The sequence below is a fragment of the Prevotella sp. HCN-7019 genome, assembly GCF_037890215.1.
GTDB lineage: Bacteria > Bacteroidota > Bacteroidia > Bacteroidales > Bacteroidaceae > Prevotella.
The window spans coordinates 132,022-150,489 of record NZ_JBBKBO010000003.1; the positions used below are offsets into that span (position 1 = coordinate 132,022).

The 18,468-nt window shown below is 48.5% G+C and carries 15 protein-coding genes and 1 riboswitch; of the genes, 9 read left to right on the forward strand and 6 right to left on the reverse strand.

The genetic code is table 11. The features are described 5' to 3' along the window. Positions 1-246 precede the first annotated feature (246 nt). Together WKT13_RS05605 and WKT13_RS05610 are read left to right on the forward strand one after the other, a co-directional pair. Positions 247-1,893: a fumarate hydratase gene (locus tag WKT13_RS05605; protein ID WP_298619782.1), complete on the forward strand. Its 1,647-nt coding sequence runs from the start codon at positions 247-249 to the stop codon at positions 1,891-1,893. A 91-nt stretch (positions 1,894-1,984) separates the two neighbouring features. Beyond that, complete coding sequence (locus WKT13_RS05610) at positions 1,985-2,629, forward strand: SagB/ThcOx family dehydrogenase (protein WP_340323193.1); 645 nt, start codon at positions 1,985-1,987, stop codon at positions 2,627-2,629. Between the two features lie 138 nt (positions 2,630-2,767). Here the strand turns inward: WKT13_RS05610 and WKT13_RS05615 are convergent, their stop codons facing one another. From WKT13_RS05615 to WKT13_RS05630, 4 genes are all read right to left on the reverse strand, one after another. After that, complete coding sequence (locus WKT13_RS05615) at positions 2,768-3,205, reverse strand: PepSY-like domain-containing protein (RefSeq protein ID WP_298619778.1); 438 nt, start codon at positions 3,203-3,205, stop codon at positions 2,768-2,770. Between the two features lie 17 nt (positions 3,206-3,222). Beyond that, a complete protein-coding gene (locus WKT13_RS05620) occupies positions 3,223-3,660 on the reverse strand; it encodes a PepSY-like domain-containing protein (RefSeq protein WP_445323588.1) in 438 nt (145 codons plus the stop codon). A gap of 252 nt (positions 3,661-3,912) precedes the next feature. Further along, positions 3,913-5,193, reverse strand: a complete 1,281-nt coding sequence (locus tag WKT13_RS05625) for a sensor histidine kinase (protein WP_340323194.1) — start codon at positions 5,191-5,193, stop codon at positions 3,913-3,915. Continuing rightward, entirely contained in the window at positions 5,190-5,867 is a 678-nt protein-coding gene (locus tag WKT13_RS05630) for a response regulator transcription factor (RefSeq protein ID WP_298619772.1), read from the reverse strand. The genes WKT13_RS05625 and WKT13_RS05630 overlap by 4 nt, the downstream gene beginning before the upstream one ends. Positions 5,868-6,512: 645 nt before the next feature. Here WKT13_RS05630 and WKT13_RS05635 point away from each other — a divergent pair. From WKT13_RS05635 to WKT13_RS05665, 7 genes are all read left to right on the forward strand, one after another. After that, positions 6,513-7,109 carry a hypothetical protein gene (locus tag WKT13_RS05635; protein ID WP_340323195.1) on the forward strand — a complete coding sequence of 199 codons (597 nt, stop codon included), beginning with the start codon at positions 6,513-6,515 and terminating at the stop codon, positions 7,107-7,109. A gap of 94 nt (positions 7,110-7,203) precedes the next feature. After that, entirely contained in the window at positions 7,204-7,911 is a 708-nt protein-coding gene (locus tag WKT13_RS05640; RefSeq protein ID WP_340323196.1) for a hypothetical protein, read from the forward strand. A 12-nt stretch (positions 7,912-7,923) separates the two neighbouring features. After that, complete coding sequence (locus WKT13_RS05645) at positions 7,924-8,493, forward strand: DUF805 domain-containing protein (protein ID WP_340323197.1); 570 nt, start codon at positions 7,924-7,926, stop codon at positions 8,491-8,493. 243 nt (positions 8,494-8,736) lie between these two features. Continuing rightward, a riboswitch (TPP riboswitch) is annotated at positions 8,737-8,831 on the forward strand. Between the two features lie 39 nt (positions 8,832-8,870). After that, positions 8,871-11,180: a TonB-dependent receptor gene (locus WKT13_RS05650; RefSeq protein WP_340323198.1), complete on the forward strand. Its 2,310-nt coding sequence runs from the start codon at positions 8,871-8,873 to the stop codon at positions 11,178-11,180. An 11-nt stretch (positions 11,181-11,191) separates the two neighbouring features. Further along, positions 11,192-11,821: a nicotinamide riboside transporter PnuC gene (gene pnuC / locus WKT13_RS05655; protein WP_340323199.1), complete on the forward strand. Its 630-nt coding sequence runs from the start codon at positions 11,192-11,194 to the stop codon at positions 11,819-11,821. Then, positions 11,818-12,510 (forward strand): thiamine diphosphokinase, encoded by a 693-nt coding sequence (locus WKT13_RS05660; protein WP_340323200.1) that lies wholly within the window; start codon positions 11,818-11,820, stop codon positions 12,508-12,510. The genes pnuC and WKT13_RS05660 overlap by 4 nt, the downstream gene beginning before the upstream one ends. A gap of 204 nt (positions 12,511-12,714) precedes the next feature. Next, positions 12,715-14,745, forward strand: coding sequence for a TonB-dependent receptor plug domain-containing protein (locus WKT13_RS05665; protein ID WP_340323201.1), 2,031 nt, complete (start codon positions 12,715-12,717; stop codon positions 14,743-14,745). A 253-nt stretch (positions 14,746-14,998) separates the two neighbouring features. On the opposite strand, the gene dnaA is transcribed toward WKT13_RS05665, so the two are convergent. Both dnaA and WKT13_RS05675 read right to left on the reverse strand, forming a co-directional pair. Then, the gene (gene dnaA, locus WKT13_RS05670) at positions 14,999-16,390 is read right to left on the reverse strand and encodes a chromosomal replication initiator protein DnaA (RefSeq protein WP_298619755.1); all 1,392 of its coding nucleotides are present in this window, start codon (positions 16,388-16,390) and stop codon (positions 14,999-15,001) included. 1,174 nt (positions 16,391-17,564) lie between these two features. Further along, the gene (locus WKT13_RS05675; RefSeq protein ID WP_340323202.1) at positions 17,565-18,467 is read right to left on the reverse strand and encodes an MlaD family protein; all 903 of its coding nucleotides are present in this window, start codon (positions 18,465-18,467) and stop codon (positions 17,565-17,567) included. Position 18,468: the final 1 nt, after the last annotated feature.

An 18,468-nucleotide genomic window follows, 5' to 3' on the forward strand; every position in this document is an offset into this window, starting at 1 on the left:
CACGCCGCCGGCCCGACATGAAAACACGGAACGGCAGGTCCTGAGAAAAAACCAAAAGGCGTCTTAATAAAGCAGAAATAAAGAAGCAGGTTTCAAAAAAATTGTATAACTTTGCAATCAGCCTTCAGGCATTAATCCGTAAGCGAAGTACGCCACATCAGAAGCCGTACGGAGATTGTTCCGAACGCTTTCTGACACACTGCAGACAAGGCAACAAGACTATAAAGGTTATATAAAACATACATTATGGCAACAACACCAGAATTCAAGTACGCGCCCATGTTCCAGATGGGCAAGGACGACACCGAATACTATCTTCTTTCAAAAGAAGGCGTGAGTGTCGGCGAATTTGAGGGCAACAAAATCCTCAAGGTAAGTCCGGAAGCACTGACAATGCTTGCAAACCAGGCATTCCGCGACGTCAATTTCCTGTTGCGCCGTTCACACAACGAACAGGTTGCTAAAATACTGAGCGACCCTGAAGCCAGCGACAACGACAAATACGTGGCACTGACATTCCTCCGCAACGCCGAGGTGGCATGCAAAGGAAAGCTGCCTTTCTGCCAGGACACCGGTACGGCAATCATCCACGGAGAAAAAGGTCAGCACGTATGGACAGGCTTCTGCGACGAAGAGGCTCTGTCGAAAGGTGTTTACAAGACATACACAGAGGAGAACCTGCGCTACTCACAGAACGCTCCGCTCTCAATGTATGAGGAAGTGAACACACGCTGCAACCTACCGGCACAGATCGACATCGAGGCAACCGAAGGCTGCGAATACAAGTTCCTGTGCGTAGTTAAAGGTGGTGGCTCGGCCAACAAGACATATTTCTATCAGGAGACAAAGGCACGCATACAGAATCCGGGTACTCTCGTACCGTTCCTTGTTGAGAAGATGAAGACTCTCGGAACAGCAGCCTGCCCTCCTTACCACATCGCATTCGTAATAGGCGGTACCTCTGCTGAGAAGAACCTTCTCACAGTTAAGCTCGCATCAACCCACTACTATGACAACCTGCCTACCACAGGCGACGAGACAGGACGCGCATTCCGCGACGTGGAACTCGAGAAACAACTGCTCGACGAAGCCCACAAGATTGGTCTCGGAGCACAGTTCGGCGGTAAGTATTTCGCACACGACATCCGCGTTATACGCCTTCCGCGCCATGGAGCATCATGCCCGATAGGTCTGGGAGTGAGCTGCTCGGCCGACCGCAACATCAAGGCTAAGATAAACGAAGACGGTATCTGGATTGAGAAACTCGACGACAACCCCGGCGAACTCATACCTGAAGAACTGCGCAAGGCAGGCGAAGGCAACGCAGTGAAGATTGACCTGAACCAGCCGATGAGCGAAGTATGCAAGGAACTGAGCAAATATCCGGTTTCTACACGCCTCAGCCTCAACGGTACAATCATCGTTGCACGCGACATAGCACACGCCAAACTGAAAGCACGTCTGGACGCAGGCGAGGATCTGCCGCAGTATTTCAAGGATCATCCTGTGCTCTATGCAGGACCGGCCAAGACTCCGGAAGGAATGCCTTGCGGCTCGATGGGTCCGACTACAGCCAACCGCATGGACCCGTATGTTGACGAGTTCCAGGATCACGGAGGTTCAATGGTAATGATTGCCAAGGGTAACCGTACTCAGGTTGTGACCGATGCATGCAAGAAGCACGGCGGATTCTATCTGGGAAGCATCGGCGGTCCGGCTGCCGTTCTGTCTATGAACAGCATCAAGAGCATCGAATGCGTGGAATATCCGGAGCTCGGCATGGAAGCCGTATGGAAGATTCACGTAGAGGATTTCCCGGCATTCATCCTTGTTGACGACAAAGGCAACGACTTCTTCAAACAACTGAAGCCGTGGACTCCAAGCTGTAAATAAATAATAGAAAGATAAACCGTAACGGATGGTCACGGCATGAACGCATCATGCTGTACCATCCGTTTTTCATTAATACAACATTCATAAGAACATGAAGAAAATGATATTCGCAGCCATGATGGCCGTGCTGGCATCAGGCGCAACAGCACAAAACGAGAACGACATACAACTGCAGGCACCCAACAAGGACAAAGGCGCAAGCATAATGAAATCGCTCGCCTTGCGTCAGTCGCACCGCGAATGTGCCGACAAAGAGCTGAGCGCAGCCGACCTTTCCGATCTTCTGTGGGCAGCCAACGGTATCAACCGTCCCGACGACAACAAACGCACCGCCCCGTCGGCCCTCAACCGCCAGGACATCGACGTGTATGTGATAAGCAAGAAAGGCGCATACAAATACATAGCAGCCGAAAACCGCCTGCAACTCATCACTGAAGGCGACCACCGTAATGCCGTGGCGTCAGGTCAGGACTTCGTAAACCAATTTCCGGTTTCGCTCGTTCTGGTTTCTGAACTCTCGAAGCTCGGTGACGCAAAAAATGAGCGTACACGCATGACTGCCGCCATGGACGCCGGCTATGTGTCGCAGAACATCTGTCTGTTCTGTGCCGGCAACGGCCTTGTGACTGTGCCGAGAGCCACCATGAACAACGCCGAACTGAAAAAGATACTAAAACTCAGCGACACGGCCCTGCCGCTTCTGAACAATCCGGTGGGCTATCCTAAAGATAAATAAAGAATGGACGTGTCAACATAATACGCGTACCACCAATCGGAAAGCACCGTAGGCAGTCCGCAGTAACAAAGAAAAGAGGTTGCAACACACACGGCCGCAACCTCTTTATTATTATGTCTTGTCAATCGAAAATACTTTTCAGCTCACCAGTGTACCGTCTTCCTTTATGAGAAGTCTCACATCCGGCTTAGCCAACTTCTCAAGTTCGATGTCGAAATAGTTCACCGTCGGTGTCTCTATCCAGTCAACATCATCCACTGTGTAACCGTCATAGTTTGCATTGATATAGTTCTGCACAGCTTCAGGCAATGTGCCTCTGAAGTTCGTCTCTGTACCTATCCATGTGCCGTCCTTATCGAACCATGCCTCTGTTTCCTGACCGTTCACCACGAACTCGGCCTTTATCTTTCCACGCTCCTTTTCCCAATGAGCCGTGGTGTCCGGATATTTTGCATTGAATGTCTCCATTACTTTGGCCGGAACATCATTCACAGAGAAGTTATCGTCATCGTCGCTGCAGGCTGTAGCTACGAATGCTGCAACTATAACAGCCATCAAATATAATTTCCACTTCATATTCTTATTCTATATTTTCAGTTGTCAATATCTGTTACCTGGAATTTTTTGTTGAATGTTATCTCCATTCCCGTGCTAAGTTTCACGTCGTACTCACTGCGGTCTCTTTCTATTTCGAGTATCTTGGCCGACGGATAGTTCTTCTTAACATAGTTGCTGATGGCGGCCGGTATGAGGCGGGCAGGAACCTGAGAGTATTTACATTTCAGTTCAGTCCAGTTACCGTTGCGGTCGAACTCCACTTTATCGCCGTTGGTGAAAATGATGTCATAGCTTGTGTCGAAGAGTCCCGACTCCATCTTGGCCAGTGCGACCTTCATCTTAGCGAAGTCCTTTTTCAGTATCTGCTGTGCAGCCTGAGGAAGCTGCGACACCTCTATCGGCTTGTCGTTTGAAGCCACTGCGTTAACACTCACTACAAACAGGCAGAGCAATGCTGCGATGCTGACTTTCAAAAATCTCTTCATATTCATTTCTTTTTTATGATTATTATTTTTATTGTTCTTTGTTTCCGAAACCGGGGAGGTTGCCTCTGTGGTCTGATTGTCCTGTCAGCCACCTCTCTGACTTTCGTATTGCAAAGTTGCAATGCAATTCTGAAATGAATCTGAAAAAACTGTCAGAATCTATAAGATTAACATTTATTAAGAATAAAGCCCTTCAGACCGCATTATCAGTACTGTCTGAAGGGTTTGTCACAGGGCCTTTCAGACCTGATTGTCGGTTATTTCGAACGTATGCAAACCGTTTTCGTAACGATAGTCAATACTGAAAGAATAAAGATTGCACACGGCACTCACCAGCGAAAGACCTATGCCCGTGGAGCTTTTCATGCCGCTTGTGTGATAGAAACGGGTGAATATCTTTGTCTTGTCCAAAGGTTCGTCAGCTCCGGTGTTGGCTACAGTCATGCCATGACTGCCTATATTCACTATCACGCGTCCGCCGTCCACATTATGCACAAAAGCGTTCTTCAACAGATTGCCCACAAGTGTTGAAGCAAGCATGGAGTTCATCTTCACATGCCAGTGGTCCGAACATCCCACCGTCACCTCTATGTTACGCGTCTTCAGCACACTTCTGAAGTCGTCCATCAGACGCTCCGTCAGTTTGTCCATATCCACCATCTCCTCGTCGGTGAACTGACCGTTCTCTATCTTGCAAAGCAGCAGCAGCGACTTGTTGAGCCTTGACAGCGAACCAAGAGTGCCGAGTGTCTTCACCAGTTCGCCCATCTGATGCTCGGTGAGATTATCATCATCGAGCAACATTTCAATACGATTCTGACACACAGCCAACGGTGTCTGCATCTCGTGCGAGGCATTACCTATGAACATCTTCTGCTGCTCGTACTGTTCCTCACTGCGTTTCATCGAGCGCACCACAGCGTCATTGAGCTTGCTGAACTCTGTCACGTATGTAGGATTATCCAGTTCGCGGTTCTCACGTCCCAGCCGATAGTCGTCCACCCACTTCAGAAGCACCGCCAACGGACGCATACTGCGTTTCACAGCAATGAGATTAAGCAGAACAAAACCGAGCAGAATGGCCACATAGAGGAACAGTAGCCAATAGAATATGGCTTCCTTCAGGTCGGCCTTGTCGATGGTAGGCACAGACACTTCAACTTCGAAGAATCTGTCGTTGCCTGTTGTATATATATAGGTGATGACACGTGCAGGCTCAAACTCGCGCTTCTCCCTTATATAAACCGTACGGTCCTCATAGCGCACATGCGGATGAGTGTCGGCATATTCGGCCGACACCTGATGGAGATAATACTGGTTGTTCGAACCGCTCGAGGCTGTAGGCAGAGGCTCACCAGCCAATGCACGGCGTATGACAAGCTCGGCGTAATCCTCCAGTGAGTCGTCCACTTCGTCGTTTATCTCGTCTATGATGGCAAAATAGAAGAACACCGACCAGAATGCCAGCACCACAGCGGCTATCACCGACAGGCGTAACGATATGTAGTTTATGAGTTTCATACCTCTACAAGTTTGTAACCGAATCCGTAAACAGTCTTTATCTCAATGCCCGCACCGGCCGTCTTGAGACGTTTGCGCAGGTTTTTCATCTGTGCATAAACAAAGTCGAAGTTATCGGCCACGTCTATATAGTCGCCCCATACGGCTTCAGCCAGCATCTGCTTCTCGATGAGCCGACCCGGACGATTCATGAAATAAGTCAGTATGTCGTACTCCTTACGGCCGAGCTCAAGCGGTTGCCCGTCTACCTCCACCCTGAAACTGTCGGTGTGCACACACACGTTCGCCATCCTCATCACGTTATCGCCGTCGTTGCGGCTACGCCTTATCACGCTCTTCAGACGTGCGTGCAGTTCGGCCAGATGAAACGGTTTAGCTAGGTAGTCGTCGGCTCCAAGATCAAGACCGGTCACCTTGTCTTCTATAGAATCCTTCGCCGAAAGTATTATTACGTTGCACTTACGGCCACGCGCCGACATGTCGCGCAGTATATCCAGACCGCTGCCGTCGGGCAGCATGATGTCGAGCAGCAGGCAGTCGTATTCATACACGAACACCTTCATGCGGGCGGTGGCACAGTCAGCCGCCGTCTCAACCACGTAACGCTCTTTCTCCAACGACCTGACAATAATCTCACGCAGGTCGGCATCATCCTCTATGACCAGTATCTTCATCTGTCGTTTCTATATGTTTTTCAAGTCAATGGCTATGCACAGCGGTACTGATGCAAGCGCGTCTAGTTGCGCCACTGTTCATGCCACCGGCTGTATGTCGTTTCGCAAAGATACGCCAAACACGCGGTTCTGCATAACACGGACACCGAAAATTAAGTTAAAATCCGAAAAAAATTAACACTTCACTTTTTCTCATTCTAAAGAATGACAAGCTGCAAAGATACCTTTGCATATTGCCTGCAACCAAAATTCTGTATTCTTTTTCATATTCACCGATACGGAAAAGGCTCTTTCACACTCCATTAAGGCCCATTTCATGCGTCAATAAAGACCATTTCGGCATACGGCAGAGACCGTTTCGCAATGCAATACAGCACATTTCGCACAGCATAGGAAATGGCTTCAGTATATGATTTCGCACAAACCATTGTATATCAAGCAATTATCCAAATTATTCATTTCTGAATTATTCTCCGTAAGATATTATTCGTTGGCAAATACGCAAGTTTTGAAAGGTGCTCCAAATAGCGCATACTATTTATAAATGTTATATGTTAATTATACTAAAGAAGGTACACCCAGACGGATTATTTACTAAATTTGTAATATAAAACCGAATTGTTTCACCCGAAATACTCTACAATTATGAAAAAGTTTTTATCCGTACTATTTTTAAATATCATAGCGGTTGCAGCTTTTTCACAGCAACCGGAACAAGTAGAAAAGCATCTGGAGTTCATGGGCGAACCCATATGCGGAACACTCAACAACTTTGTCAATAAAATGGTAAAGAAGGGATTCACCTTCTCCGAGATAACACAGGACGGCACAGCCATACTCAAAGGTGAATATGAAGGCTACAAAAACTGCGATATCTATATCTATTCGGTGCAGAACGGAAAGAAGGTGAACAACGTGGCAGTGTCGTTCCCCTATCAAGACACGTGGTCTGCGCTGTCGGACGATTACTACAATCTGAAGAAAACACTCACAAAACGTTACGGCCAGCCGGACATATCGATTGAAGTGTTCGAAAACGAAGTGCCCTACGATCTCAAGATGCTGTATGTTGAGACCGACCGCTGCGACTTCAAATCTACATTCAACCGCGACAACGGAGTGATAGCACTCGTAATCAACCATGTATTTTTCGATGACAAACACTACAGCAACGTCAGAATAATATACATGGACCAACCTAACTACGGTTCGCAGAAACAGAAGGAAGAAGAAAAGAAATGATCGCAAACAGACCTTATTATACAACTTCCGGACACCTTGAAGAAGACCTTTTGAAATAAACATAAAAACCTTATAAACCGCAAAACAATATTTTATGAAAAAACAACTGATGTATATTCTTATGGCCGGTCTCACGCTGACATCGTGTGAGGAGGTAACCAAATTACTGATAAAACAGAAAGAGGAGCCAAAAGCTGTAGCGGACTACAGCAAATACACCCAGGAGGACAGCACCCACATGTTTTTCAAGAATGTACCAATAAACGGCCCACTCGAAATGTTTGTCAAACGTATGGAACAGCAAGGATTCAAAAACTACGGCAGCGACAACAGCGAGAATATACTCATAGACCCGGAGGATTCTGCCGATGACGGCACTGCAGTGCTTTATGGCGACTTTGCGGACTATAAAGATTGCATACTCCACGTGCAGACTCTCGATTCCAAGGACGTCGTAGCCAAGATAAATGTTGCCTTCCCCGTGCGCGAAGAATGGGATGACTTGCACGGTGACTACAAACATCTGAAAGAAATGCTAACGACAAAATACGGTAAGTCTTCGGCATGCAGAGAGAAGATAAATATAGATCCGATATACATAAGCGCCCGTATCAGCAACCATGACAGAATGTATGCCGTGGGTGACAACCGTTGCGAATATGTCACAACTTTCACCACCGACAAAGGCAATGTGAAGCTCAGCATTGAACCGAAAACACCTACCACCGGATTTGTAATGCTGACTTATACAGACAAAATAAACAGCGGAGTAATAAGAAAACACGCCATCGACGACCTATAATACTTATAATATATGGAAAATTTCAAGCAAACGCCATCGCTGGATTTCCCACAAGCCATTCAGGCGGCGGCCACCAAAATCATCCAGTTCCGCGGACGCTCCAGACGCTCGGAGTTCTGGTGGACAATACTTCTCATCACCGTTGTTGAAGTTTTCGTCCTGCCCATAATTTTCTACACACCATTCACCGGCATATTGATAGCTCCGCTGCTTGGACTCCTGCTCGAACTCGCAAGAATACCACTCACATTCCGTCGTCTGCACGATACAGGACGCAGTGGCATATGGTGTATCATCGACTTTCTGCTGCCGCTGGGATTCATAGCAATTGCTGTATACGACATATCTGTATATACAATTTATGACAATTCATCATGCGATCATCATATTTATGATACGCACAGCATGTTTACTGATTTATACCTCATTACCTCAATATTATTCAAATATCTGGTGCTGAGTATAGTATGCCTTGTGTATAAAGTGATATTGATTGTATTCCTTTGTCGCGACAGTGACAAATTTGAAAACGAATACGGGCCATCTCCCAAATACTCCGACGTAGATGATCAGCTGCAATAACGCGCCAGACTCCACAAGTTCCCGACACATCATATTATATACATAAAAACATAAAAGCGTAATACGCACATCACTGCAATAGACATACGCGGAAATAAAAAGTGCTGAACTGTAAACACAAAGGAAAACACCCGACATGTCCGCGACACCATATGAGTGTGCCACAGACTTCAATATACTGAAAAACAGTGTTTTCCTTTGCGTTTACATTTATTTACATTAACTTTGCACCCGACTTACAAGGAGTAAGTTAAGGGGTGCCGGAGATTTCCGGCTGAGATCAAACCCTCTGACCAGATCCGGTTAGTACCGGCGGTGGAATAAGGCAAAACATAAAAAGTACCCCTTTTTGTGTATTTTTAAAATCAAACAAATTAATGAAAAAAACAGTTTTACTAATTGCTGCACTTGCAAGTGTTGCAACAGTAAACGCAGCCGGGCCGGGAGGTGAACGGCTTGACACATTGAGAACTTACGAACTGCAGAACGTACAGGTAGTATCGACACGTGCCGACAAAAAGACACCTGTGGCTTACTCGGACATGAGCAAAAGCCAGATCAAAACGCTCAACAAGGGAAAGGACATGCCATGGATACTCAACTTCACGCCGTCTGTCACAACGTCATCCGACGCAGGAATGGGCATCGGCTACACTGCAATACATGTGCGTGGAACAGATCCGACACGCATAAACATAACCGCCAACGGCATCCCTGTGAACGATGCGGAGAGCAGTCAGCTTTATTGGGTCAACATGGCCGACTTTGCTTCCAATCTCGAATCAATACAGATACAGCGCGGTGTAGGCACTTCCACCAACGGTGCAGGTGCATTCGGAGCAACCGTCAACATGCAGACAGAAAACATCAGCCAGAAAGCCTACGGGCAACTCGACCTTTCCGGTGGATCGTACGGCACACACAAGGAGACCTTCAGCTTCTCCACCGGACTGCTGGGAGGCCACTGGGGCTTCCAGGGACGCCTGTCCAACATCGGCAGCGACGGCTTCATCGATAGAGCATCGTCAAGACTCAACTCCTATTTTCTGCAAGGCGGATACTTCGCCGACAACACCGTCGTGAAGTTCATCACATTCAATGGAACTGAGAAAACATACATGGCGTGGGACTATGCGTCGAAAGCCGATATGGAGAAATACGGCAGAAGCTACAACCCGAGCGGAATCTACACCGATAAGAACGGCAATGTGGCTTTCTATAAGAATCAGACCGACAACTATCATCAGCAGAACTACCAACTTCTTTGGAACCAAAGATGGTCGTCTGACTGGAACACCAACGTAGCGTTTCACTACACACGGGGCGACGGCTACTATGAGCAGATGAAGGAAGACCAGAAACTTTACAAGTATCTAATGACCAAAAACACAGACTTGATGGCCAATCTCGTAAGACAGAAAAAGATGCTTAACGATTTCTACGGCTTCATAGCATCAGCCAATTATGACAACCACAACGGATTGACTGCCACCATCGGCGGCGGATGGAACAAGTACGACGGCGACCATTTCGGCAAAGTGCTGTGGTCAGGAAGCCCATACATCTGGCTGGAAGACGGCATGCAGGTATATTACAACGATGGAGTCATATTCAATCCCGACCATGAATACTATCGCAACAACGCCAAGAAGACCGACGGAAATATTTATGGAAAAATCAACTATGAGTTTCTTCCGGGTCTCAGCGGATACGTTGACCTGCAGTATCGTCACATAAGCTACAAGATGGACGGCACATCACAGGAGTTCGACGAAGACCATAACCAGCGTCCACTCATACTCGACCGTAAATACGATTTCTTCAATCCGAAGTTCGGACTTGTCTATAACATCACTTCCGAACACACCGTATATGCGTCTTACGCCATAGCACACAAGGAGCCGACACGCAACGATTTCGAGGATATGATGGCCGAGACAGACGCCGTTGACCCGCAGGCTGAGCGACTGAACGATCTTGAGGTAGGCTACAAATACCAGTCGGGAATATTCAATGCCGGAGTGAACTTTTATTATATGGACTACGACAACCAGTTCGTTCTCACCGGAGCACAGGACTCCAACGGCGAAATGGTGGCACGAAACATAAAGGACAGCTACCGCATGGGCGTCGAACTGATGGCCGGACTGCGTCCTTTCAAGGGCTTTGAATGGAACATCAACGCCACACTGAGCAAGAACCGGGCAAAGAATATGAACGTAACAGTGATAAACGAAGACTGGAGTCAGTCGTATGCCAACGTGGGAACAACCAAGCTGGCCTACTCTCCTGACGTCATAGTGAACAACATATTCACTTACGAATACAAGGATCTGCGTGCATCACTCATGAGCAAATACGTCAGCGAACAGAACATGACGAACTCCGGTTTCAAGAAATATCTGAACACAGACGGCAAGACTTACACCAGCGCTGTCATCGACGCGATGTTCGTAAGCGACCTCGACCTGTCCTATACGTTCAAGATGAAGGGACTGAAGAGCGCTACCGTGGGCGTGACTGTTTATAACCTGTTCAACGAAGAGTATGAAAGCAACGGAAGCTGCTCAATGAACTTCAAGAATGAAAACGGCAAGATAGTTGCCTACGACGGCGGATGGGCGTGGTCAACATATTCAGCCCAGGCTCCTACTCACTTCCTCGCACATCTTTCCATCACATTCTAAGCAGTGCAGGAATGAACGGAATATTGAATTACATAGCCGACAACCAGCTCATGATACTTGATATCCTGAGCACGGTTGTCGGCATAGTTTATGTCATTCTTGAATATAGGGCGAGCATATGGCTATGGTTTGCAAGCATCATTATGCCGCTGATAGACATTGTGCTTTATCTTGAAGCTGGACTGTATGCCGATTTCGGTATGGCGATATATTATGCAGTGGCCGCCATTTACGGTTTCATTGTATGGAAATACGGGCGCAAACGCAACCAGAGAACAGCCGGAGAGATGCCTATAACCCACTATCGCCGCAATCTGATAATACCTTCCGTTGTTGCATTCGTGGTGGCATGGATAACCATCTACGCCATCCTCACACGATTCACCGACAGTGATGTGCCGGTGACAGACAGCTTCGTGAATGCTCTGAGCATCATTGGTCTGTGGGCACTTGCACGCAAATATGTTGAACAATGGATCATATGGATTGTCGTTGATGCCGTGTGCTGCGTGCTCTACGCGTATAAAGGCATACCGTTCAAAGCCGGACTGTATGGCACTTATGCCGTGATTGCAGTGTTCGGATATATGAAATGGAAGAAAATGATGACCGTTCAGCCATCAGAAAAAAGCACTGTATGAACTATCCGCTTATTGACGAACAATCGGTGTTCGACGCCGTAATACTGTGCGACGGTGACTTTCCCGTCCACAAAATACCACTGTCAATACTACGCAGAAACAGCTTTCTGTGCTGCTGCGACAACGCCGGAATAAGCGCATTCGACCATGGACTGACACCAGATGCCATCGTCGGCGACGGTGACTCGATGCCCACCGGTTTCAGAAACAGCCACAGCGACATAATACACATAATCGACGAACAGGACGACAACGACCAGACCAAGGCCACACGCTACTGCATCGGCAAAGGATTCCACAACATAGCATACCTCGGTGCTACCGGAAAGCGCGAAGACCACACACTGGGCAACATATCACTCATGGCAAGATACATGGACGACTTCGGCATAAAGCCAGTGATGATAACCGACAACGGATATTTCATCCCTGCCAAAGGAAGAAACAGTTTCGCCACATTCAAGCGCCAACAGGTGAGCATATTCAACCTCTCATGCAGTCACCTGACCGGTGAGGGCCTGAGATGGCAACCCTACGCATACAAAAGCATGTGGCAGGGAACGCTGAACGAGGCAACCGGAGACAACATAACACTTGACGGGGACGGCTCTTACATGGTGTTTCTCACACATGACAGAAAAACGACAGAGCCGGAACACACGTCAGAAAGTCACAAGAACAGTTTCTGAAAAAACAATAATAACCGGAGAAAACACTACACAGACACATAAAAAAGCGCAAAACGGGCGGCACGTCTCTTTATTTCGTGCCGCCCGTTTTCGTAATAATCACTATAACAGGAAACACCCTCAGTATGAAGTCCGGCATCACACACAGTTGCCCTTTCCACTATTTTTTCTTACCTTTGCACCGTTTTTTTAATATTAACATTTATGTACAGACCAATTTTCAACACGCGCACAGCTCTGATTTTCACGCATTTCACGCGTAAGAGCTACGCCCTGTTCAATTGTCTGGGTAAGGAAGTGCTCATCGGCACTCTTAGCGTTGCAACGCTGACTTATGCCAAAGCTGACGGCATAGCCAAGCGCGACGTTATGGAGAAAGACTCACTCGGACATCAGGAGGTGAAGCTCAGCGAAGTGGTGGTGACGGGAGCGTGGGCGCCACTGGCCGACCAGAAGCCGGCCATGATTGTCTCTGTCACGACAGCCGACGACATACGGAGGGCTGCGGCAGAAAGTATCAACGACGTATTAAAATCAGCCACGGGCGTGGATGTCCGTCAGCGCGGTGGCTTTGGAGTTCAGACGGACATCTCCGTAAACGGCGGTACGTTCGACCAGACGGTCATTCTACTGAACGGTATCAACATCTCAAGCCCGCAGACCGGGCACAACGCCGCCGATTTTCCAGTTTCTTTATCCGACATCCAGCGCATCGAGGTGCTCGAAGGCGCATCGGCACGAGTATTCGGCAACCCTGCATTCAGCGGTGCCATAAACATCGTGACCAAAAACAAGGAGCATAGCAATGCCTTCGCCACCATTGAAGGTGGCTCGTTCGGCACCGTATGCGGTGAGGCGGGAGTGACCTTCAACACCCGCACCACCAACAACCGACTGAGCGGAGGCATAAGCCGGAGCGACGGAGGAACGAAGAACAGCGACTTCGTAAAGCGAAAACTGTTCTATCAGGGCAACTTCTCCACACGTTATGCCGACATGATGTGGCAGGCCGGCATAACCTCGCAGGACTACGGCGCATCGACCTTTTACAGTGCGAAGTTCGACAACCAGTATGAGGAAACGCGCCGATACATAGCCTCGGCAAGTGCGGAGATAAGACCGTTGGGCGACAGACGGCTGACATTCTGCCCGACAATATACGGCCACAGAGACTACGACCACTATCAGCTGACACGCGGTATGACCGGAGCGGCCAACGGTGAGAACCTCCACCGCATGGATGTCTACGGCGCAAGCATCAGTGCCCGACTGTCATGGATAGCCGGACAGACAGCGGCCGGAGCCAACATCAAAAGAGAACACATACTGAGTACATCATACGGCGACCTGCTTGACGAGGACCAATGGCACGACATCAGCGGCTCGTCGCGGGTTTACGACCATGAGGGCAAACGCACATGTACGAGCCTTTTCCTTGAACACAACATCAGCATAGGCGGCTTCAGACTGTCGGCAGGAGTAATGGCCGACAGAAACACAGGGCTGGACGACAGTTTCAGATTCTATCCCGGAGTAGATGTAAGCTACCGGCCGGACAACCACTGGACCATATTCGCCTCGTGGAACAAGGCCATGCGCATACCCACATACACCGAACTATACGTCAGCAGCGCCGCACAACAGGGCAGCACAGCACTGAAACCCGAAAAGAACACCACACTGAAAGCCGGCCTGAGATACCGCCGGCCGGAATGGGAAGCCACCGTCAGCGTGCTGCGCAACTACGGGCGCGACCTCATAGACTGGGTTTACGAAAGCGAGGAAAGCACAAAATATCAGGCACTGAACATAGGCAAGGTGGACAACACCGGACTGACATGCGATCTGGCACTGCGCCCCGACCTGCTGACAGGATGCCCAATATTCACGGGGCTGAAGGTAAGCTACGGCTACATAAACCAGAAACACACGTCGGAACGCAACATATACAAGTCGCTCTACGCCCTTGACTATCTGCGCCACAAACTCAGCGTGCAGCTTGATCACCGCATATGGCGCAAGCTGACCGCCCACTGGTGCATGAGATGGCAGCAGCGAATGAACGGCTATCATCCCTATGCCAAGCTCGACGCGAAGCTGGCATGGACAGAAGACAAGTATGACATATATCTGAAAGCGGACAACATAACCAACCACAGATATTACGACATAGGCGACGTGCTGCAACCCGGAATATGGGTTATGGCCGGAGCTAAGGTGAAGATTGCGTTTTAGCGTACACACCTCAACTATATAATGACAAAGGACAAAGACGTTACAGCAAACAGTCTTTGTCCTTTTTTATATATGATTACGTCCCTTGCTTTATGTATAACAGCCTGTACACCGCTGTTATATACCGGCCACCGGTCTCCCCCAAAAGCCGGCAAAGAATGAGGCACCGCCGGTATGACGGTACAACACAGCCCGGCATAAACTGCGGAAAAGTAACTCCGGCCTGCGGATACGGAAAAAATGATAAACGGATTCAGCGTTTCAGCTTGAACGAAGCCTCTATGCTGCCCACCTCGTCGGCATAAGAAGAGTCTACCTTTATGCGTTGCTCCACCTGCGAGCAACTGTATATCACGGTGGAATGGTCGCGTCCGCCGATGAGTCGGCCTATACGGCTGGAAGGCATCTTGGTGTACTTCTGCGCAAGATAGATGGCCGTCTGGCGTGCTGTCACAATGTCGCGCTTGCGGCTGCGTCCCATTATGGCAGCCTGGGTAACATTGTAGTGAGAGCATACACTCTCCAGAATGTCGTCCACGGTCAGCGGTTCGTCGTCCACCTTCACCGCACGCTTTATGACGCGCTCGGCCAGACGCATGTTGATGTTGCAGTTGTACACAACGCTGTACGCCATGAGCGAATTTATCACTCCGTGCAGATCTCTCACACTTCCGTTGGCCGTCTGTGCCACGAAAGCTATGACATCGTCAGGTATACTGAGTCCGTCGCGGCGTATCTTGCTCTTGAGTATGTCCACACAGAGCTGCACATTTGGTTTCTCCAGTTCGGCGATGAGTCCGCACGAGAATCGTGTGAGCAAGCGGTCGTTCACACCCTTGAGCTCCACGGGCGGGCGGTCGCTGGCCAGAATGATGCGTTTTCCGTTGCGGAAAAGATGGTTGAAGATATGGAAAAACGTGTTCTGCGTTCCCTTCTTGTCCTCCCACTCCTGTATATCGTCCACAATGAGCAGGTCGATGGTCTGATAGAAGTTGATGAAATCGTTTATCTTGTTCTGCAGAACAGCGTTTGTATATTGCACCTCAAACAGACGAGCACTCACACACAGCACTCTCTTCTGTGGATAGAGCTGCTTGGTACGCACTCCGATGGCGTTGATAAGATGGGTCTTGCCACATCCCGACGGTCCGTAGATGAAGAAAGGATTGAACTGCATGTTGTGCGGATGTTCGGCTATGGACAATCCTACCGAACGCGGCAACTTGTTGCTTTCGCCTTCAATATAGTTTCTGAATGTCAGATGCGGATCCAGCTGCGGATTGAGCTGCGGCACTTTGGGCTGCCCCACCTTGGGAGCCTCACGCGCGGTATTGTCAACCACCGGCTTCTCCGGCAGGTCAGAAGGAATCTCCGTTCCCTTCCGGCCCTTGTCTATGACGCGGTAGGTAAGCTTCACATCGTTGCAGAATACCTCTGTGAGCACTCTTGTGAGCAAATCGACATGGTTCTGTTCGAGCACTTCGTACACAATACGATCAACCTGCACCAAGACTGTCTTGGTGTCGGCATTGAACGACTTGAACACGATAGGCTCAAACCATGCTTTATATTGTTGCTCAGTAACGCTTCCTCTAATGAGCGAAAGGCACTCGTCCCAAAGAGCATCAGGACTTGCTTTTGTCATAAATAAAATGTTTACAGGTGTATCTTGCGATGTAGTATTTTTGCTTATGCCGTGCAAAATTAAGAAATAATTTGTAATCTGCAAATCCTTTTTTTCACTTTGTAAAATAAAATATCGCACCCGCATATTTTCCATCTTCCGCCGAAAAGAGGGTCCGCACATGCTGCCAGGCACGTACAGACTGAAGGTGAAAACCGTCTTGCATAAATGTGCAACAATGCATACCGGCCGTGCATAAACATTCGTCGTGAACTCGAAAATACTGCCGTCATTTAGTCAGAAGAAATCTTCGGACACATATACACAGATGTTGAACAGTCAGGACAAGCACCTTGCATACAACTATATATCCACATTGCCACTATCTATAAATCCACACCTGAAGAAGAGCACATACTCGCAGTGTGTTTACTTACGCTCAATGTCGGCTTTTTAAAAGAAAACTCAGGAGACGGACTTACAGTTTTTCTTGACTTTTTTTTGACAAAATAAAATCGCGAAATAAATGTTAAGAAATGTAAAAACGAACATAATAAAGGCTCTTTCGGACTGTAACGCCATGTAGCAGTCACAGCCTTGCAGTCACGGAAAGTTGGTCCGGCATTCCAATTAAGGCCGTTTCAGGCTCTGGTTATGCACATATCAGGGTGTGATATGGTGCGTTTGAGGCCCTGAAACGGGCAATATCGCATGCTGAAATGGTGCTTTTTGCAGCACTAAAAAATAAATATCACACATAAATTATTGCTATTCAATAACTTATATAAAACTCTCAGAATTCGCGTATTTGCGCCCAACGGAGAGTCGGTCCGCAAATTCTCGCTTATTTTTTGGGGTAGAACAGAAAACTCAGACGAAAAAACAGCAGGATACTGAAAATCTGAAAGTGCCCCGACAGCTTCACTCTCTGTTGAAAGCAACAGTGCCTATACAGGATTGATATCAATGTTTTTTAGAACACCCAATTACCATTGAATTGCTACTAAGCCAACATTACAGAGAGCGGAAAGCATGGAACGGATGCAGAAGTCATCATGATCCTTACGGGACTTCCGCCACGCCCCACCCTACAAAGGATGTATAAAAAACATGTCGCGGCACACTTCTGTGTGTCGCGACATGCACTTGGGAGCACAGCCATGCGCAAGCACAGCCGTTGACTGCCGTTTATCTATCAGTTGTCCTTTCTGCCGAAAATTGAGAAATGCACATAGCGCTTCGGATGTTCGCGCAGGTTCACCACGAGCGAGTCGGCATGCATCATTGTAGAATTGAGGTTATTGTAGAGCGACGGATCGTTCATGAGCAGTCCGAGCGTTCCCTCGTTGCTGTTCAGCTTGTCGGTGAGCGAGCGTACATTGGCCAGCGTACTGTTCACTTCGGTCATGGTGCGGTCTATGTCGAGGGCCGCAAGCTTGGCCGTGAGAGTGTCGGTGTTGTTGAGTATTCCGTCTGCCTTGGCCATCATGCCGGGCACGTTGCGGTTGAGCGTACGCATAAGGGCGTTGAGCTCGCGTGTAGATGTGGTGAGATTGGCCGTGATGTCCTGCACATTGTGAAGCGATGCGGCGATGGCCGGATCGGCAAGCAGGGCATTCAGACTGCCCATTATGCTGTCGAGCTTGGGCAGCATCTTCTCCACGGCCGGGATCATTGCGGATATCTGTCCCATTGCTCCGTTGTCTATACATCCCTTTATGACGCCTCCCGGCGCTATCATCTGAGTGGATGTACCGTTGATGTCGAGGTTTATCTTCACGTTGCCGAGCATGTCGCTCACAATCTTCGCCTGGCTGCCCTGGGGGATGCGCATCTCCTGGTCAACGGCTATCACAACTCTGGTAGGTGTTGTGTTGCTGTAGTCATATATGATGCTTTTGACTGTTCCTACCTGATATCCGCCCACATAAACAGGGCTGGACGACGACAGACCGCTTATATCATCGAACTCTACGTAATAGTCTGCCGACGATGAAAACAGGTTCAGACCTTTCAGAAAATTCATTCCGAAAAAGAGCAATACCACTCCGGCTATCGCAACAAGTGCGATTTTGACCTCTTTAGTAAAAAATTTCATA